Origin of the sequence: Roseococcus sp. YIM B11640 (genome assembly GCF_049727625.1) — a bacterium.
Lineage (GTDB): Bacteria > Pseudomonadota > Alphaproteobacteria > Acetobacterales > Acetobacteraceae > Roseococcus.
Window position 1 is genome coordinate 345,824 of record NZ_JBBJOZ010000001.1, and the last position, 18,081, is coordinate 363,904.

Consider the following 18,081-nt stretch of genomic DNA (forward strand, 5'->3'; position numbering starts at 1 on the left):
CGCGATGCGGCAGCGAGGCGAAATGAAGGTCTGCATCTGGCCCGACTATTTTGCCATTTCATATAGAAACACCCGCAACAGCGAGCTCGAGGGCCTGGACATCGATCTCGCGCGCGCCCTGGCCGCGCGGCTCTCCATCCGGCTCACCTTCGTCGAAACCAACTTCATGGGTTTCATGGACCGGCTGGAGGCCGGGGACTGCGACGTCGCGATGATGGCCGTGGGCATCACCCCGGCCCGCGCCGAGCGCATCGCCTTCGCCCGCCCCTACCTGGCCAGCCCGGTCTATGCCGTGACCACGCGGGACAGCCAGCGGATCCGGAACTGGGCGGATATCGACAGTCCCGGCACGGTGGTCGCCGTCGCGGCGGGGACCGTGATGGAGCCACTGATGGTCCGCACCCTGAAGCGCGCGGAGCTTTTGATCGTGGCCCCGCCCCGGACCCGCGAGGCGGAGATCCAGGCCGGCCGCGCAGATGTCTTCATGAGCGACTTTCCCTACACCCGGCGGATGCTGCTGATGCACGACTGGGCCAGGATCATCGAGCCACCGGACCGCTTCGGCGAGACCCTCTATGCCTGGGCCCTCCCGCAGAACGACCTGGCCTGGCTTTCGGAGCTGAACAGCTTCCTCAGCGCGATCCGCAGCGACGGCACGCTGGCGCGCGCCGCCGCCCGGCATGGGCTGACACCTATCCTGATCCGCTGATTCAGCGCGGCCCGGCGGCCGCCAGTTCGAGAGCCCGGGCGTAGACGCGCTTGCGCGGCAGTCCCGTCGCTTCCGCCACTGCCGCGGCAGCATCCCGGAGGGAAAGCTGCGCCATGGCCGCGCGCAGCGCGTCGTCCAGCGACTCGGCGGAGGTTTCCGGCGGGGGCGCGGGGCCGACGCAGATCACGACCTCGCCCCGTGCCTCATGGCTGGCGTAATGTTCGGCCAGATGTCCGAGCGTGCCTCGCCTGACCTCCTCGAAGCGCTTCGTCAGCTCCCGCGCCACCGCGGCGGGGCGGCCGGTGCCCAGGATTTCCGCCAGCGCGGCCAGCGCCTCGGCAGTCCGGTGAGGCGCTTCATAAAAGATGAGGGTCGCGGAGAGGCCGGCGCCCTCCATGGCGGCCAGCTTGCGGATCTCGGCGGTCCGCGCGGCGGCCTTGGGTGGCAGAAAGCCATGAAAGAGGAAGGGATGGGGCGGCAGGCCCGAAAGGGTCAGCGCCATCACCGCCGCATTGGGCCCGGGGACCGCGGTCACGGGCACCCCCGCCGCGATGGCCGCCCGCACCAGCCGGTAGCCGGGGTCGGAGACCAGGGGCGTGCCCGCGTCGCTGACCAGGGCCATGCGCTCACCCGCCAGGAGGCGGGCGATCAGGCGGGGGGCCTCGCTTTCCTCGTTGTGGTCGTGCAAAGCAAGGGTTGTCGCGGAAATGCTATGCCGCGCGAGCAGCCTGGAGGTTACTCTCGTATCCTCGCACAGCACGAGGCTGGCTTCGGCCAGCGCGTCACGGGCGCGGAAGGAAAGATCCGCCAGGTTGCCGATCGGAGTGGCCACGAGGATCAGGCCGGCGGATGAAGGGGTAGGGGATGCTTCGTCGTTTTCCATGGAAATTCGCGCTTGTCGCTCTTCTCCTGCCGCTCATCGGCTGTGCGCCGCAAGCCCAAAGGCCGTTCGGGCCGGGGCCAGGGGTCACTGCCTGGAACACGGGCGCGCAGCAGGCGGGGCCGCGGGTCCGCGTGGGGCTGCTCCTGCCCCTGACCGGCCCCAATGCCCCGCTAGGCCAGGCCATGCTGAACGCGGCGCAGATGGCGCTCTTCGACCAGGGCGACCGCCGGGTCGAGGTCGTGCCCCGCGATACGCGGGGCTCGCCGGCCGGCGCCGCCGAGGCCGCACGGGGCCTGATCGGCAGCGGCGTGACGTCGCTGGCCGGCCCGCTGACGCTGAGCGAGACGGCGGCGGTGGTGAATGTCGCGCGCGGCGCCAACGTGCCGGTCTTCGCCTTCACCTCCGACGAATCCCAGGCCGGGCCTCAGGTCTGGGTGCTGGGCCTGACGCCGGGCCAGCAGGTGCGCCGGATCGCCACCGCGGCGCGCGAGGCCGGGGTGAGCCGCTTCGCGATGATCGCGCCGGATGACGCCTTCGGGCAGCGCCTCGCCGCCGCGCTGCGGGACGCCGTGGGGCAGATGGGCGGGCCGCCGCCCACCATCGTCATGACGCCCGCGCGGGCGACGGATTTCTCGGGCGCCGCGCAGCAGGTCGCCGCGGCCTCGCCCGAGGCGGTGCTGATCGGCCATGGCCCCGCGGGGTCGCGCGCCGCCGCGCAGGCCCTGGCGGCCGCATTCCCCAGCGGCGCGCCGCGCCTGCTGGGCACGGCGCTCTGGTCCAACGACGGGACCGTCGGCAACGAGCCCGCGCTGGCCGGCGCCTGGTTCCCCGCGCCCGATCCGGACGCGCGCAGCCGGTTTGAATCCCAGTACAGCGCGGCCTTCGGGGAGCGACCCTCGCGCCTCGCGGGCGTCGCCTATGACGCGCTGGCGCTCGCGGCGCGCTCGGCGCGGGATGGCGGCCCGCCGGTGGGCTCGGCCTTCATGGGGGCGGACGGGCCGGTGCGCCTGCTGGCCAATGGCGGCCTGGCCCGCGGGCTGGCGGTCTTCGCCGTCCGGCCGGGCGAGTCGCAGGTCGTCCAGCCCGCCCCGGTGCCGGGAGCGGCCGGGAGCTAAAGTGCCGCCCCTTCTCGCCAGTTCGGCGCTGATGGCCGGTGCGCCGGCCGTGGTGCTGCTGAGCCTGATGGCGTTGGGGGAGCTGGCGCCGGGGCCGGGCCTCCTGGCGCTGGCGATTTGCATAGGCTTCGCGGCCTGGCTCGCCTGGTTCTGGGTGGCCGCGGTCTCGCGCCTCGGCGCGGCGCTGCGGCGCGCGGCCGAGGAAGAAGGGCCCTTCAGCGCGCCCATGCCCATCCCGCACTTGCCGGCGATCGGCGAGATCGAGGAAGGGCTCGAGCGGCTGACGCGTTCGCTCCGCGCCCGCGCGGCACTGGTCACGCGGTTACGCGCCTCCGACGAGGTGGTGGTGGAGGCGCTGCCGGCGCCGCTGCTGCTGCTGGCGGCGGACACGACCATGCTCCGCGCCAATCGCGCGGCGCGCTCCCTGTTCGGTCTGCAGGACGGATCCGGGCGTGGCGATCTCGGCGCCTTCAAGCGGCACCCCCTCATGGCGGCGGCGCTGGACCAGGCTTTGGCCAGCGGCGCGCCCCAGACCGTCGAGATCTCGCTGCCCGGCACCGTCGCCCGCGAGCTGACGGCGCAGGTCCTCGCGCTCGACCCGCCCCTGGCCGATGGCGGCAAGCTGCTGGTCGTGCTGACCGACCGCACGGCGGCCCGCGCGCTGGACCGCATGCGCGTGGACTTCGTAACCAATGCCAGCCACGAGCTGCGGACGCCGCTCGCGAGCCTCATGGGCTTCATCGAGACCCTGCGCGGCACCGCGCGCGACGATCCGGAGGCCCAGCAGCGCTTCCTCGGCATCATGGCCGAGCAGTCGGAGCGCATGCGGCGCTTGATCGACGATCTCCTGGGCCTCTCCCGCGTCGAGATGTCGGAGCATCAACCGCCCGAGGGAAGCGTGGACCTTGCCGCCGTGCTCCGTGCCGAGGCGGCGGCGATGGAGCCTCTTCTCGCCGCGCGGAAGGTACGCCTGACGCTGGGTATACCCGAGGCGGCGCTCACGGCCGCGCCCGCCGATGCGGACCAGCTGGCCCAGGTGGCGCGGAACCTCCTCGACAACGCCCTGCGCCATGCGAACGCGGAGGTCCGCTTGGATGCCATGGCGGCGCGGCAGGGCGGCCGCGATGGCGTGGCCTTCGCCGTCCGGGACGACGGGCCCGGCATCGCGCGCGAGCACATCCCGCGCCTCACCGAGCGATTCTACCGCGTGGACAAGGCCCGCGGGCGCGGAGCGGGGAATACCGGGCTCGGCCTGGCCATCGTGAAGCACATCGTGGCGCGGCACCGGGGCCAGCTGAACATCGAGAGCGAGCCCGGATCGGGTGCCACCTTCCGAGTCTGGCTGCCGGGCCCCGCTCAGAAATCGTAGAGCCGCGCCGGGTTCTCCACGAGGATCGCGCGGCGCGTCGCTTCGTCCGGCGCCCAGGCGCCCAGGATATCGAGCAGCGGCCCCTCGTCCGGCTTGTTCTCGTGCACATTGGGATGCGGCCAGTTCGAGCCCCAGACCACGCGCTCCGGCGCCACATGGATGGCGGCGCGCGCGACGGCCGTGACGTCGGCATAGTCCGGCGGCCCGCTGCGCGAGACGCCGTAGGGCGAGGACGCCTTCATCCACACGCGCCCGCCCTCCAGCAGGCGCAGCAGCGCGCGCACCTGGGGCGCCTCGGGCGGGACGGGATCGTGATAGCGGCCGACATGGTCGATCACGGCCGGGCAGGGGAGCGAGCGGATCAGCGCCTCGCGCTCGGCCATCTCGCCGCCGTCGAACTGCAGCTGCACATGCCAGCCGAGCGGCGCCACGCGCGCGGCCAGCGCGTGCAGCTTCTCCCACGGCGTCAGCCCGCCCTTGAGCATGAAGGTCCGCGCCCCGCGCGCCCCGAGCGCATGGAGCCGCGTGAGCTCCGCCTCCGGGGTGTCGAGCGTGACCGTCACGACGGCCCGCGCGGCATCCGGGCCGAGCGCCGCCACGGCATCCATGGTGCAGGCATTGTCGTCGCCGTAGGAGGTCGGCTGCACGACGACGGTGCGCGAGATCCCGAGCTTGTCACGCACCGCTCGATAGGCCGCGAGGTCGTAGGCGAAGGGCACCGGCGAGGGGTTGCTGGGTGCGACCGGATAGCGCTCGGCGGGGCCGTAGATATGCATGTGGCAGTCGGTGGCGCCCGGCGGAACGGGCAGGCGCGGCGTCGTGGTCATGGTGTCTCCTCGATGCCGAGCCAAGCGCGGAGGGTGACGTTTGTCCATCGGCGCGCGCCACGACTATGTTTGTGCACAAGGAAATTCCGGGAGCGAACGAATGATCCAGAGAAGGGCGTGGCTGGCGGGCGCGGGTGCGCTGGCGGCTGGCACGGCGAGAGCACAGGCGCGGTGGGAGCCCTCGCGCCCCATCCAGCTTATCGTGGGCTTTGCCCCGGGCGGCGGGGCGGATCTCGCGGCCCGCGCGGCGGGCGAGGCGGCGACGCCCTTCTTCCCCACGCCGCTCGTCGTCGTGAACCGCCCGGGCGCGGGCGGTGCCATCGCGGCGCAGCAGGTGGCCGGCATGACGCCGGATGGGCTGAACCTGCTGGTGGGCGGCGGCAGCGAGAGCATCTCGCTCCCTGCCTTCCGCGACCTGCCCTACGATCCGAAACGGAGCTTCCGCTCGATCATCCGCCTTACACGGCAGCCGCTGCTGATCGTGGCCAAGCGCGGCGGGCGCTTCACCGACATCCGTCAGGCGGTGGAGGCGGCGAAGGCGCAGCCGGGCGTGGTGCCGCATGCGTCGTCCGGTAACGGCTCGATCTATCACGCCGTTTTCGTGCTGCTGCAGCAGGCGGCGGGCGTCGAGTTCCTGCATGTCCCCTTCACGGGCGGCGCGCCGTCGCTGGCCGCGCTGATGTCCGGCACGGTGGAGCTGGCCGTCCTGGCACCTGAGGAGATGGCGGGCCTCTCCAACGCCGGCGAGGTCGTGCCGCTCGCCGTCGCGTCCGAGCAGCGGCTCGCCGGGTTTCGCTCCGTGCCGACGCTGCGCGAGAATGGCTGGGACGTCGTGGTGGAGAACATGAAGGGCCTGATCGCGCCGGCCGGCCTGCCCGACCCGATCTATGCCTCGCTGCATGACCGCTTCCGCCGCGGCATGCAGGGTCAGGCGTGGAACACCTTCCTGGAGCGCACGGGGGCGATGGACGGCTACCTCGACGGGCCAGGCTTCCAGGCGGCGATGGACAATGTTCTCGACGCGCTGCGCCGCGCGGTGCGACGGTAACGCATGGATTCTGCACGCCGTCCCATCGCCAGCCGGTCCTCGGGCTGGGCCATCGCGCTCAGCTCGCGACTGGCGCGCGCGGGCGTGACGCCGAACAGCATCTCGGTCGCGTCCGTCGGCTTCGCCGCGCTCGGCGGCATGCTGATGCTCTGGGCGCATCCGCTGGGCTGGGTGCTGGCGGCGCTCTGCGTGCAGGCGCGACTGGTCTGCAACCTGCTGGACGGCATGGTTGCGATCGAGGGCGGCATGAAAACGCCGACCGGCGCGATGTATAACGAGTTCCCAGACCGCGTGGCGGACACGTTCTTCCTCGTGCCGCTGGGCTATGCGGCGGGGGTGGAGTGGCTGGGCTGGGCGGCGGCGCTGCTGGCGGCCCTCACGGCCTATGTCCGCGTCTTCGGCGGCTCGGTCGGGTTGGCGCAGGATTTCTCGGGCGTGATGGCCAAGCAGCGGCGCATGGCGGCGCTGACGCTGGCCCTGGTGCTGGCCGCGATCGAGGTGCCGCTCTTCGGCACGCGATGGTCGCTGCTGATCTGCGGCTGGGCGATCGTGCTCGGCAGCCTCGCTACCTGCGTCACGCGCAGCCAGGGTATCGCGCGCGGATTGAAGGAAGCGGCGTGAGCGCGCTGATCCGTCGCTTCCTGGTGCTGGTGGTCCGGCTGATGGTCGGCGCGCGGGCCGACTGGCGCGGCTGCGCGCCGGATCCCAGGCAGCGCATCTACTTCGCCAACCACAACAGCCATTTCGACACGGTCGCCATCATCGCGGCCCTGCCCTACGAACTGCGTCGCCTGACGCATCCCGTCGCCGCGCGCGACTACTGGAACCGCAATGCGGTGCTGCGCTGGATCGCGGAGCGCGGCCTGCGCGCCGTGCTGATCGACCGCAAGCCGGTGCGTGGCGAGGATCCTCTCGGCCCCGCCGCCACGGTGCTGGAGCAGGGGCATTCCATCATCATCTTCCCTGAGGGCACGCGCGGCACGGGCGAGGAAGTCGGGCCCTTCCGTGCCGGCCTGCATCGCCTCGCCACGCGCTTCCCGGAGGCCGAGATGATCCCGGTCTATCTCGACAACCTCCAGCGCATCCTGCCCAAGGGCAGCATGCTGCCGGTCCCTGTCACCTGTACGGCGCGCTTCGGCGCGCCCGTCCGCCCCGAACCTGGCGAGGAGCGCTCGGCCTTCCTGGAGCGCGCGCGGCAAGCCGTGCTGGACCTCGCATGAACGGGCCGCTGCTGCATGTGCTGGGGGCCATCCTCGGCATTCTCGTGGTGGCCTCGGCCGTGGGCTTCGTGCTGGCCCGGCGCGCGACCGACCCTGCCCAGATCGCCACCATCCGCAACCTCAACGCCCGCACGCGATCCTGGTGGGTGATGGTCTTCGTGATCGGCGGGGCCATCTGGCTGGGCGAAGTCGCGACCATCCTGCTCTTCGGCTGGCTCTCCTTCATGGCGTTGCGCGAGTTCTGGACGCTGACGCCCTCGCATCGCGGCGACCATCGCGCGCTCTTCGCGTCGTTCTTCGTGGTGCTGCCGGCGCAATACGCACTGCTGCTGGATCACTGGTACGGGCTCGGGAGCATCTTCATCCCCGTCTACGCCTTCCTGATCCTGCCCGCGATCGCGACGCTGGCGGGCGACGCGAAGGATTTCCTGGCGCGGAGCGCGAAGGTCCAGTGGGGGCTGATGCTCACCGTCTATTGCGTGAGCTACGCGCCGGCATTGCTGCTGCTCTCGCCCGAGGTCGATGGCGCGATGCTGCTGATCTACCTCATCGTCGTCGTGCAGCTATCGGACGTATTCCAGTATGTCTGGGGTAAGCTCATCGGCAAGCGCCGCTTCGCGCCGGGCATCAGCCCATCCAAGACGCTGGAGGGGCTGGTCGGCGGCTGGCTCAGCGCCATCGCGGTGGGCATGCTCCTGCATGGCATCACGCCCTTCAACCTCTGGCAGGCCGGGCTGGTCTCCGCCGTGATCGTGGTGGCCGGATTCTTCGGGGGCTTCGTGCTCTCCGCGATCAAGCGCGACCTGGGCGCCAAGGATTGGGGCTATGTGATCGAAGGCCACGGCGGCGTGCTCGATCGCATCGATTCGCTGACCTTCGCAGCGCCGCTCTTCTTCCACATCGTCCGCTACTTCTGGACCTGAAGCGGCGCTTCAGGCGGCGGCCTGCTCCAGCGTCGGCGCCACGTCGGAAAGCGTGACGCGCCGCATGTCGCGCTTGTAGGTCTTGTCGTCATAGGGGCGGCCGCGATGCATGGTGCAGCGGTTGTCCCAGAGCACGAGGTCGCCCACCGCCCAATGGTGCAGGTAGGTGAAGCGCGGCTGCGTGGCGAACTCCGTGAGGTCGCGGATGAGCATCAGCGCTTCGGGCTTCGGCATGCCGTGGATGCGGCCGATATGCGCCGAGAGGAAGACGGCGATGCGGCCCGATCCGGCATGGCGCCGCACCAGGCGCTGGGGCACCGGCTCCCACTGCTTGCGCTCGTCGCCCGTGTAGTCGTCGAAGCCGAGCTGTGCGCGGGAGAAGAGCAGCGAATGGTCGCAGACCATGTCGCGGATCTCCGCCTTGGTCTTGTCGGGCAGGGCATCCCAGGCGGCGCGCATGTCGGCGAACTCGGTCTCACCCCCCTCGGGCGGGATGCTGCGGGCGTGCAGCATGGAGTATTTCGCGGGCGTGGCCTTGAAACTCGAATCCGAATGCCAGAGCCGGTTGCCGAGCGAGAAGAAGCGGCGCCGGTCATCGGCCGCGAGGATGTTGCCCTTCTCGTCCAGGTTGGAGATGTCGTTGATGGAGGTGTTGGCGAGGCGCTGCTTGTGCACGTCCACGGTCGCGCGCGTGCCCTCGATGGGGCCGAAATTCTCGCCGAAGGCCGCCTGCTGGTCGTCGTCGATGTCCTGCCCCGGGAAGACGAGCACGGCGTAGCGATCCATCGCGTCTTCGATCTCTCGCGCCTGCTCGGGCGTGAGCGGGCAGCGGAGATCGGCTCCCTCGACGCGGGCGCCGAAGACTGGGGTGAGCGGCGTAAAGGTGAACATCTCCATCCTCCTTGCGGTCATTGGGCGCGCAGATTCGCGGCGCGGATCACGTCCAGCCATTTGGCGCGATCGGCGGCGAGGCGCGTGGCGAAAGCCTCCGGCCCCTCATAGATGGGCGAGAAGCCGGCCTCGGTCAGGCGCTGCCGGAACGCCTCGTTCTGCATTGCGGCGCGGATGGCATCGTCCCAGCGCGCGATCACCGCGGCGGGCGTGCCTTTCGGCAGGCAGAAGCCGAACCAGCCCGTTACCTCGAAGCCCGGCAGCGTGTCGGCGATGCGCGGCAGGTCCGGAAAGATCGGGAAGCGTGAGGGATCGCCCTGCGCCAGCAGGCGCACATCGCCCGACTGCACCTGCCGCGTGATGTCGCCGAGGTTGGTCATCATGAAATCGATCCGGCCGGCGATCAGATCCACCACGGCGGGTGCCGCGCCGCGATAGGGCACGTGTTGCATGCTGACCTGGCCCATGCGGGCCATGAGCTCGCCCGAGAGGTGCTGGGCGGAGCCCGGCCCCGGGCTGCCGAAAGTGACCGCGCCTGGTCGCGCGCGGGCGGCCGCGAGGATGTCGCCGACGTTGCGGTAGCTGCTGCTGGCCGGAACCACGAGCCCGTAGGAGGAGAGCGTGACGTTGGAGATGGGCAGCAGCTCCGCGCCGACATCCATGGGCGCCCCGCCCGGAAGCTGCGCCGTGATGGACAGCGTGCTCATCGGACACTGGTAGGCGGTGTAGCCGTCGGGCGCGCTGCGGGCCACGAACTCCGCGCCGATCGCGCCGTTCACGCCGGGCCGGTTCTCGACCACGACGCGCTGGCCGAGCGTGGGCGAGATCGCATCCGCCACCATGCGGGAAATGATGTCGGAGGAACCGCCCGCCACCTGCCCGACCACGATGCGCGGCGGCCGGTCAGGAAACTCCGCGCGCGCCGAGAGCGGCAGGAGCGCAACGAACAACAGCACGGCCAGAGACGCCGGACGCTTCATGCTCATCTCCTCCCAAGGAGATCTTCATGAAACGTCACGACTCCCGGGCGCCGATGTCAAGCGCGCCTTTCCCGCCAGAGTGCCAGCACCATCACCGTGAGGCCGAGCCCGGCCATGACCATAATGGCAAAGCGCGGACCGAAACCGTCGGCGAGCGCGCCGATGCTGAGCACGCCGATCGGGCTCGTGCCGATGCAAGTGGTGACGAGCCCCAGCACGCGCGAGCGGATCTCCGCCGGCGCGGAGGTCATCACCAGCGAGGTCTGCATCGCCGCGAAACGCGCGGTCCCAAGGCCCCCCAGCGCCAGCAGGCCCCAGGCCAACGGATAGGAATGGCTCGACGCCACGCCGAAGAGCAGCAGCAGGAAGAGCGTGGAGCCGGCCACCAGCGGCAGCGTCCCGGGCGGCGAGCGGCGGCCGAGCGCGATCCACAGCCCCCCGAGCAGCGCCCCGAAAGGCTCGGCGGCCGCGAGCAGGCCGATGGCGGCGCCGGAGGCCGCGAAGGCCATCGCGCCGAAGGCCGGCAGCACGGCGGCATAGGCGAAGGCGAAGATGTTCATCACCAGCGTCACGATCAGCACGAGCCGCAACGCCTGGGTGGAGAGCGCCACGCGTGCTGCCTCCACGATGCCCGTGAGCGGTCCGCCGCTGGACGGCGCGGGCGGTCGTTCCGGCGGCGTCACGCGCAGCGCGAGGCCGAGCGCCACCAGATGGAAGGCGCAGGCGATGCCGGCCGCGGGCGCCAGGCCCAGCCATTGGAACAGCGCACCGCCGAGCAGCGGGCCGATGGCGCGCGTCGTGCTGCCTGTCATGGTGTCGAGCGCGATGGCGGGCACCAGGTCCTCGGCCGGCGCGGCATCGGCGGCCATGCGGCGGCGCGTGGCCATCTCGCCCGCCCAGGCGAGGCCCGCGAGGAAGCCCTGGCCCATGAGATGCCAGGGTTCGAGCAGGCTGGATGCCGCGAGCAGCGCGATCGCGCCCGCCCCGAGGGCCGAGCTGGCCTGCAGTGCCACCAGCAGCCGCCGCCGGTCCATGCGTTCCGCCAGGGCACCCGCGACGGCCCCGAGCAGCAGCATGGGCAATGCCCGCATCATGGAGACGGCGGCGACGGCAAGCGTCGAGCCCGTGGCCTCGAAGGTCCAGAGCGAGGCGGCCAGCATCTCGAGCCAGCGCATGGCATTGGCAATGCCGCCGAGCATCCAGATGCGCCGGTAGTCGGGGGTCCGCAACAGGCGCCCGATGGCGCCGCCCGCAACGGCGGGATTCGTGATCGCGTTTCCACCCATTGAGAGCACTCTAGGCGGCGGGCGGTCGGCGTAAACCCTACAGGACCCGGGTGGGTGCGCCCTTGAGCCAGGCCTCCACATCCTCCAGCGCGTCGCGGTACCGGGCCAGGATGTTCTCCCGCGTCCTGCCGCCGATATGCGAGGTGAGCAGCGTATGGGGCAGGCGCCGCAGCGGGTGGTCCGGCGGCAAGGGCTCGCGGTCGAAGACGTCGAGCCCCGCCCCGCCGATCGAGCGCCGCTCCAGCGCCTCCACCAGCGCGGCCTCCTCCACGATGGGCCCGCGCGAGGTGTTGATGAGCAGGGCATCGGGCTTCATCGCGGCCAGTGCGGCACGGTCCACGATTCCGCGCGTGCGCGGACTGAGGCGCGTGTGGATGCTGACCACGTCGCTTTCGGCGAAGAGCTCCTCCCGGGTCACCAGCCTCGCGCCCGCCTCGGCGCAGCGTGCGGCGGTGAGGTTCTCGCTCCAGGCCAGCACTTCCATGCCAAAGGCCCGGCCGACCTGCGCCATCCCGGTACCGAGCCGCCCGAGGCCGAGCAGGCCCAGCCGCGCGCCCGTCAGCCCGCGCGCGAGCCCCGCGCCCCACCCACCCTCGCGGATCGCGCGGTCCTCGGCAGGCAGGTGCTTGGCGAGGCCGAGGATGAGCGCCCAGGCGAGCTCCACCGTCGCGAGATCATGCCCGAGCTCTGTGCCGCAGACCGTGATGCCGCGCGAGGCCAGCGCCTCCAGGTCGAGGGCTGCGTTGCTGCCGCCATGGGTGACGAGCAGCCGCAACCGGGGAAGCCTGTCCAGCAGCGCCGCGTCGAAGCGCGTCTCTTCGCGCGCCGTCACGACGATTTCGCAGCCCGCGAGGAGCGTGGGCGCTTCCTCCTCCGCCACGCGGCCATGCACGGTCAGCTCGACGGGCAGGCGGGACCAATCGGCCGCTTCCAGCGAGAGGCCGTGATAGTCGTTGATGATCGCCAGGCGCATCAGGACGGCCGCAGCCCCGCGAGCTCCGCCGCCCGGCGCGCCTTGGCGAGCTCCTCGCGCAGGAAGGCCGCGAAGCCCTCCGGCGTGCGTTGGACCGTGCTGCCCGGAATGGCGCCTACCTCCGCGACACGGGAGAGCACGGCGGGCTCGGCCATCGTGGCGGCGAAGGCCGTGCGCAGCGCGCCGAAGATCTCGGGCGGCGTGTTGGCGGGGGCGAGCAGCCCGCCATAGCTCCCGGCGGTGAAGCCGGGAAAGCCGGCCTGGTCGAAGGTCTGCACGCCGCGCAGCAGCGGGAAGGGCTCCGGCGTCGCGATGGCGATGATGGGCGCCTGGCGGTCGCGATGGAGCGGCAGCGCGGAGGGCAGCTCGACGAAGGCCGCGTCCACCGTGCCGGCGATGAGGTCCGGGATCATGGCGCTGCCGCCGCGATAGGGGACGTGCTGCGCGCGCACCTGCGCGGCGGCGAGAACGAGCTCCAGCGCCAGGTGCCCTGCACTGCCCTGGCCCGGCGTGGCGATGGTGATCTCGCCGGGCCGCGCGCGCATCAGCGCGACGAACTCCGTCATGTCGCGCGCGGCGACCCTGGTGCTGACCTGGCAGACCATCGGCAGGATGCCGACCATGCCCACGGCCATGAAGTCGCGCTCCACGTCGTAGGGGATGCGCGCCATGAGCACGGGGTTGGCGGTCAGCGGCCCGCCCGCGCCGAAGAGCAGCGTGTAGCCGTCCGGCGCGGCCCGCGCGACAGCTTCCGCGCCCACGCTGCCGCCGGCGCCCGTGCGGTTCTCCACCACCATGGGCTGGCCGAGCTTCTCGGCCATGCGCTGCGTCAGGATGCGGCCCAGGATGTCGGTGTTGCCGCCCGCGGCGAAGGGCACGATCACGCGGATCGGCTTGTCGGGATAGGCGGCCCGGGCGGCACCGGCCCAGCCAAGGGCGGGCGCGGCGCTGCCCAGCAGCAGGCGGCGTGAGATCATCGGACGTTCTCCCTGCCCGGCATCTGCGGCCGGTGCGTCCTTATGATGACGCCCGTTCAGGCTGCAGGACAAGGCGGCTTGCCGCCCGTGGCGCCATGCCCCAGCATCCGCCGCAACGGGAGAGACGGTTCATGCAGCAAAGACCATTGGGCCGCACGGGGATCTCGGTCTCCGTGCTCAGTTACGGGTGCGGCGCCATCGGCGGCCTCATGGTGAAGGGCACCGAGGCCGAGCAGGAGCGCGCCATCGGCCGGGCCATCGACCATGGCATTACCTATTTCGACACGGCCTATGCCTATGGCGAGGGCGCTTCCGAACGGAATCTCGGCCGCGCCCTGCGCAAGCTGGGCGCGCGGGTGACAGTGGGCACCAAGGTGCGCGTCTATCCCGACCAGCGCGGCGACATTGTGGGCACGATCGTGAGCTCGCTGGAGGGCAGCCTGCAGAGGCTCGGCCGCGACAGTGTGGACCTGTTCCAGCTGCACAATCCGATCACGGCCTCGGGCACGGAGCCCGCCTTCACGCCGGAGCAGATCCTCAACGAGGCAGTGCCCGTGCTGCAGAAGCTGCGCTCCCAGGGGAAGTTCCGCTTCTATGGCATCACCGGCCTCGGCGACGCGCCGGCGCTGCGCGAGGTGATGGAAGAGGGCGGCTTCGCCACCGCGCAGATGCCCTACAACCTGCTGAACCCGAGCGGCGTGGAGGCGGGCGCGGCGCGGCCCGACCTCGGCGGCGTGATCCGCGAGGCGGCGCGCCAGGGCATCGGCGTCATCGCCATCCGCATCCTGGCGGGTGGGGCGCTGAGCGGAACCGAGGCGCGGCATGCCTATGGCGCGCAGAAGGTGGAGCCCATCGCCTCGGGCACGAGCTACGCGGCCGACGTGGCGGCAGCGCAGCGGCTGCGCCCGCTGATCGAGGCAGGTTACGCGAAGGACCTGGTGGAGCTCGCGCTGCGCTACGCCATCGGGCCGTCCGAGATCAGCACGGCGCTGGTCGGCACATCGAGCCTCGCCGAGCTGGATCATGCGGTGGCTGCGGTGAAGAAGGGTCCGTTGCCGGCGGAGGCGCTGGCCCGGATAGCGGCGGGCTGAGGGAAACCGCCCGTGCCACGCCGCGTTGCCCGCCCATGAGGCGCTACGCCAAGCGGGACTTCCCGACCAACAAGACCCGGCGCCATCTGGAGCCGGGGCCGATCGTGCTTATCAGCTCGGCCTGGAAGGGCGAGACGAACATCATGACGCTGGGCTGGCACATGATGCTCGGCTTCACGCCGGCGCTGGTCGCGACCTACATCTGGGATGCCAACCACAGCTACCAGATGGTTCGCCGTTCCAAGGAGTGCGTGATCAACGTGCCCGAGGCGCATCTGCTCGACACCGCGATCCGCATCGGCAATTGCACGGGCGGCGAGATCGACAAGTTCGCGGAATTCGGCCTCACCGCCGACCCGGCCGAGAAGGTGGCCGCGCCCCTGATCCGCGAGTGCTACGCGAATTTCGAGTGCCGCCTCCACGACGCCAGGCTCATCCGCGGCCATGGCATCTTCGTGTGGGAGGTGGTGAAGGCGCACGTCGCCGCATCGCCGAAGAACCCCAGGACCTGCCACTATCGCGGCGACGGCGAGTTCATGCTGGGCGGCGATGCCGTGAAGCGACGCCGCCTGTTCACGCCCGGGATGCTGGCCGACTGAGCTTCACGCGATCCGCAGGATCCGCCCGCGCGACTCATCTGTCAGCACCAGCAGTGAGCCATCGGGCGCCGGCACCACATGCCGGCAGCGGGCGCGGCGCTGCCAAAGCCGTTCCTCGCCACCCAGCCGGTCGCCCTCCATCGCGATGCGCAGCAGCCCGGGCGGATTGAGGCAGGCGAGCCAGAGCGCGCCGCGCCAGAAGCACATGCCCGAGGGGCTGATCGCCGGCTCCCAATGGCGTTGCGGCTCTACGAAGCCGGGCGCACTGGTGCGGCCGTTGTTGATAGGGCGGCCGGAATACTCGCGGCCATAGGTGACTTCCGGCCAGCCGTAGTTCTGGCCTGGCCGGATCAGGTTGACCTCGTCGCCGCCCAGGGGACCGAACTCCACCTCGAAGAGGCTGCCCGTGGCCGGATTGAAGGCGATGCCCTGCGGGTTGCGATGGCCGAAGCTGAAGATCTCGCCGCGCGCGCCTGGCCGGCCGAAGAAGGGATTGTCGCGCGGTACCTCGCCGTTGCGGGTCAGGCGGATGACCTTGCCGGCCAGGTCGTCGAGCCGCTGCGCGCGGTCGCGTTTCTCGTTGCGGTCGCCGGTCGTCAGGAAGAGATGCGCGCCGTCCGGGCTGAAGGCGAGGCGTCCGCCGAAATGATTGCGCCCGCGCGACTGGCCAGGCGTGGCGTCCAGGACCGGCCGCACCTCCGCCAGGCCCGAGCCACCGAGCCGCGCGCGGTAGAGACGCGTGAGCGCGCCCTCCCCGGTGCTGACGGCGGCGGCGAAGAAGATTTCCGAGCTGCGCGTGAAATCCGGCGCGACCACGACATCGAGCAAGCCGCCCTGGCCCACTGCCTCCACCTCCGGCAGGCCGGCCAGGGGGGCGGAGACGTGGCCGTCCGGGGTGACCAGCCGCATGCGGCCCGGGCGTTCCGTCACCAGCAGGCGCCCATCGGGCAGGAAGTTGGCACCCCAGGGGTATTCCAGGCCGGAAGCGAAGGTCGCCAGGCGCAGGCCGCCCGGAAGCTGCTCCGCATCCTGCGCGCGGGCGACGGCGGGAAGCAACGCGGGCAGGGTGAGAGCGAGGCGACGGGGGAAGTGCATGGGGACGGCTCCGTGGACGCCATGTCACATGGGAACATTTCGTCACCTGCCAGCGTTTCGCGGCGCGGCGAAATTGCGATAAGCCGATGGCATGGCCGGCCTGCCTGAGTGACGATCGCGAACCAGAGACCTCCACGCCTGCAACCCCGCCCGCGCTTCGGCGCGCGGCGTCGCGTGAATGCGCGGCGCGAGCCCCTGCCGCCCTCGCTGCGGCCGGCCCCGCCGCGTCCACGCTGGCGGGCCCAGGCGCCCACCGCCCCGTCGATGGGCTTTCCGATCTTCATTACGGTCTCGCTGCTCCTGCACATCCTGCTGGCGCTGGCCCTCTGGTTCTGGCCGGACCCCCGCAAGCCGTCCGAACAGCTGCCGCCGCCGAGCTTCGATGTGGTCTTCGAGGGCGGCGCCCCCCAGCGCTCCGAGGCCGAACCGGCCGAGGGCTCCGAGACCGAGCCCCAGCCGCCCACGCCACCTGGCAGCGCCGAGGTGCCGGCCCCGCCCACCCCCGACGTGCCGCCCCCGCCGCCGGTTCCGCAGCCCCCGGTACCGCAGAACGTCCCGCCGCCGCCCGTTCCGCAGCCCCCGGTCCGGCAGGCGACGCCCATGCCGCCCGTGCCGCAGCCGCCCCTTCCCGCCCCGACGCCCCAGCCGCCGCTGCAGCAGGCCATGCCGCTGCCTATTCCACCGCCACCGGCGCCGCCTATCCCGCAGCCGCCGGACGAGCCCGCCCCCATGCCCGAGATGGCTGGGACGGTGGAGCTCTTCGCCCCGCAGACCGAGCTGCGCCTGCCGGATCGCCTTTCCGAGACCTTGCCGCCTTCGGTGCCGCAGCCGCCGCGCCCGACGCCGCCCCGCCAGGCCTCGCCCGCGCCAAGCCCGCAGCCCCGGCCCAATCTGCCCGGCATGTGGATGCCCAATGGGGTGCAGCTCGGCCAGCCATCGCGACCGCCCTCGGGGCGGCCGCAGGCGCGGGGCATGGATCTTTCGGTGGATCCGCGGATCATCGAGGGCCAGGCGGCGCGGGATCCCTCGGTCCGCGTGTCGGGCGCGCAGGTGGGCGCGGACTGGCGCGCCGCCTTCCGGCGCTGGCTGGACCAGAATATCCGTTACTCGCCGGACGCCATCATGCGCGGCGAGGACGGCGTGGTCCGGGTGCGGGTGACGGCCTCGGCGGACGGCACGGTGCGGAACGTGCAGCTCGTCGGTCCATCGACTTCGCCCTCGCTCAACCACGGAACCACCTGGCCCTTCAACGGAGCGCGGCTACCGGCCTTCCCGCCGGGCTCCGAACCGGTGGTGACCATCGACCTGACGGTGAACTATGTGCTGATCCGCCGCTGAGCGGGCGGGTCTTGGCTTCCGGGATTCATTGGCGTAGCAAGCGCCTCGCCCACGGAGCGCAGACGCGCTGCCAGAGCTTTTCCACAAGTTTCTGGCGAATCGGGACAATCCACAACTTGTATGTCAAGCCCCTTTTGAGCTACACGATGTGGTGTCGGGAGAGAGGGGGATCTCATCATGGATTGGACGAACGAGTCGATCGATCGCCTCCGCGGGCTCTGGGCGGAAGGCCATTCGACCGCCGAGATCGGGCGCCGCATGGGCGTCTCGAAGAATGCCGTCGTGGGCAAGGCGCACCGGCTGCAGCTGCCGGCCCGGCCGAGCCCCATTCGCCGCGATCCGGCCACGCCGCGCCCGGTCGCCACGGGCCGCCGGCCGACCTTGCCGCCGCTGCGCGCCGCCCTCCCCAGCGTTCCGCGCCGGGAAGAGCCCGCGAAGCCGTTTGCCGCCGCGCCGGTCGCCGTTGCCGCGCCCGTGCTGGAGAAGCCGCCGGTCGTCCGCGCCTTCCCGCGCGTCAGCAACAAGACCTGCTGCTGGCCGATCGGGGAGCCGGGGACCGAGGGCTTCCACTTCTGCTGCTCGGCCGCCATCGCCGGCAAGCCGTACTGCCCGGAGCACGCGTCGCTGGCCTATGTCCGCGTGAAGGACCGCCGCGAGGACGCGGCCTGAGGGCTGGGCGCGTCGCTTCCCGTCGCCTAAGGACGGGAGATGCGGAGAGAAGAGCCCCCCGGGGCTGAGATCGCGGGGGTGACGTGAT

The 18,081-nt window shown here is 71.5% G+C and carries 19 protein-coding genes; 11 read left to right on the forward strand and 8 right to left on the reverse strand.

Translation table 11 applies throughout. The features are described from left to right. Positions 1-4 precede the first annotated feature (4 nt). Positions 5-709, forward strand: coding sequence for a substrate-binding periplasmic protein (locus WJM96_RS01765; protein WP_424810700.1), 705 nt, complete (start codon positions 5-7; stop codon positions 707-709). Position 710: 1 nt separating this feature from the next. On the opposite strand, the gene rsmI is transcribed toward WJM96_RS01765, so the two are convergent. Further along, the gene (rsmI, locus tag WJM96_RS01770) at positions 711-1,592 is read right to left on the reverse strand and encodes a 16S rRNA (cytidine(1402)-2'-O)-methyltransferase (protein ID WP_424810701.1); all 882 of its coding nucleotides are present in this window, start codon (positions 1,590-1,592) and stop codon (positions 711-713) included. Here rsmI and WJM96_RS01775 point away from each other — a divergent pair. Together WJM96_RS01775 and WJM96_RS01780 are read left to right on the forward strand one after the other, a co-directional pair. Next, complete coding sequence (locus WJM96_RS01775) at positions 1,574-2,707, forward strand: penicillin-binding protein activator (RefSeq protein ID WP_424810702.1); 1,134 nt, start codon at positions 1,574-1,576, stop codon at positions 2,705-2,707. The two genes, rsmI and WJM96_RS01775, sit on opposite strands and share 19 nt — an antisense overlap. A gap of 1 nt (position 2,708) precedes the next feature. After that, entirely contained in the window at positions 2,709-4,076 is a 1,368-nt protein-coding gene (locus tag WJM96_RS01780; RefSeq protein ID WP_424810703.1) for an ATP-binding protein, read from the forward strand. Here the strand turns inward: WJM96_RS01780 and WJM96_RS01785 are convergent. Continuing rightward, positions 4,064-4,903 (reverse strand): amidohydrolase family protein, encoded by an 840-nt coding sequence (locus WJM96_RS01785; RefSeq protein ID WP_424810704.1) that lies wholly within the window; start codon positions 4,901-4,903, stop codon positions 4,064-4,066. The genes WJM96_RS01780 and WJM96_RS01785 overlap by 13 nt on opposite strands. A 100-nt stretch (positions 4,904-5,003) precedes the next feature. Here WJM96_RS01785 and WJM96_RS01790 point away from each other — a divergent pair, with 100 nt between their 5' ends. From WJM96_RS01790 to WJM96_RS01805, 4 genes are read left to right on the forward strand one after another with little or no spacing between them, the layout of a single operon-like run. Further along, positions 5,004-5,951 carry a tripartite tricarboxylate transporter substrate binding protein gene (locus WJM96_RS01790; RefSeq protein WP_424810705.1) on the forward strand — a complete coding sequence of 316 codons (948 nt, stop codon included), beginning with the start codon at positions 5,004-5,006 and terminating at the stop codon, positions 5,949-5,951. A 3-nt stretch (positions 5,952-5,954) separates the two neighbouring features. Beyond that, positions 5,955-6,572, forward strand: a complete 618-nt coding sequence (locus WJM96_RS01795) for a CDP-alcohol phosphatidyltransferase family protein (protein ID WP_424810706.1) — start codon at positions 5,955-5,957, stop codon at positions 6,570-6,572. Further along, positions 6,569-7,171 (forward strand): lysophospholipid acyltransferase family protein, encoded by a 603-nt coding sequence (locus WJM96_RS01800; protein WP_424810707.1) that lies wholly within the window; start codon positions 6,569-6,571, stop codon positions 7,169-7,171. Before WJM96_RS01795 ends, WJM96_RS01800 begins: the two co-directional genes overlap by 4 nt. Then, on the forward strand, positions 7,168-8,094 hold the full coding sequence (locus WJM96_RS01805) for a phosphatidate cytidylyltransferase (RefSeq protein WP_424810708.1): 927 nt from the start codon (positions 7,168-7,170) through the stop codon (positions 8,092-8,094). Before WJM96_RS01800 ends, WJM96_RS01805 begins: the two co-directional genes overlap by 4 nt. A gap of 9 nt (positions 8,095-8,103) precedes the next feature. Here WJM96_RS01805 and WJM96_RS01810 read toward each other — a convergent pair whose 3' ends face one another. Genes WJM96_RS01810 through WJM96_RS01830 form a run of 5 tightly spaced genes read right to left on the reverse strand, consistent with a single transcriptional unit; the run spans position 8,104 to position 13,201 of the window. Further along, positions 8,104-8,985, reverse strand: coding sequence for a TauD/TfdA dioxygenase family protein (locus WJM96_RS01810; protein ID WP_424810709.1), 882 nt, complete (start codon positions 8,983-8,985; stop codon positions 8,104-8,106). A 17-nt stretch (positions 8,986-9,002) separates the two neighbouring features. Continuing rightward, a complete protein-coding gene (locus tag WJM96_RS01815) occupies positions 9,003-9,965 on the reverse strand; it encodes a Bug family tripartite tricarboxylate transporter substrate binding protein (protein ID WP_424810710.1) in 963 nt (320 codons plus the stop codon). 56 nt (positions 9,966-10,021) lie between these two features. Continuing rightward, complete coding sequence (locus WJM96_RS01820) at positions 10,022-11,251, reverse strand: MFS transporter (RefSeq protein ID WP_424810711.1); 1,230 nt, start codon at positions 11,249-11,251, stop codon at positions 10,022-10,024. Between the two features lie 37 nt (positions 11,252-11,288). Next, positions 11,289-12,224 (reverse strand): D-2-hydroxyacid dehydrogenase family protein, encoded by a 936-nt coding sequence (locus WJM96_RS01825; protein WP_424810712.1) that lies wholly within the window; start codon positions 12,222-12,224, stop codon positions 11,289-11,291. Continuing rightward, positions 12,224-13,201 (reverse strand): Bug family tripartite tricarboxylate transporter substrate binding protein, encoded by a 978-nt coding sequence (locus WJM96_RS01830; protein WP_424810713.1) that lies wholly within the window; start codon positions 13,199-13,201, stop codon positions 12,224-12,226. The genes WJM96_RS01825 and WJM96_RS01830 overlap by 1 nt, the downstream gene beginning before the upstream one ends. A 131-nt stretch (positions 13,202-13,332) precedes the next feature. On the opposite strand from WJM96_RS01830, the gene WJM96_RS01835 reads away from it, so the two are divergent. Both WJM96_RS01835 and WJM96_RS01840 read left to right on the forward strand, forming a co-directional pair. Then, positions 13,333-14,292 carry an aldo/keto reductase gene (locus WJM96_RS01835; protein ID WP_424810714.1) on the forward strand — a complete coding sequence of 320 codons (960 nt, stop codon included), beginning with the start codon at positions 13,333-13,335 and terminating at the stop codon, positions 14,290-14,292. Positions 14,293-14,327: 35 nt separating this feature from the next. Beyond that, on the forward strand, positions 14,328-14,891 hold the full coding sequence (locus WJM96_RS01840) for a flavin reductase family protein (RefSeq protein WP_424810715.1): 564 nt from the start codon (positions 14,328-14,330) through the stop codon (positions 14,889-14,891). A 3-nt stretch (positions 14,892-14,894) separates the two neighbouring features. Here the strand turns inward: WJM96_RS01840 and WJM96_RS01845 are convergent, their stop codons facing one another. Continuing rightward, positions 14,895-15,986, reverse strand: coding sequence for a PQQ-dependent sugar dehydrogenase (locus WJM96_RS01845; RefSeq protein ID WP_424810716.1), 1,092 nt, complete (start codon positions 15,984-15,986; stop codon positions 14,895-14,897). A gap of 108 nt (positions 15,987-16,094) precedes the next feature. On the opposite strand from WJM96_RS01845, the gene WJM96_RS01850 reads away from it, so the two are divergent. Both WJM96_RS01850 and WJM96_RS01855 read left to right on the forward strand, forming a co-directional pair. Next, on the forward strand, positions 16,095-17,324 hold the full coding sequence (locus WJM96_RS01850) for an energy transducer TonB (RefSeq protein WP_424810717.1): 1,230 nt from the start codon (positions 16,095-16,097) through the stop codon (positions 17,322-17,324). Positions 17,325-17,501: 177 nt separating this feature from the next. Beyond that, a complete protein-coding gene (locus WJM96_RS01855; RefSeq protein WP_424810718.1) occupies positions 17,502-17,993 on the forward strand; it encodes a GcrA family cell cycle regulator in 492 nt (163 codons plus the stop codon). The last annotated feature ends 88 nt before the right edge of the window (positions 17,994-18,081 follow it).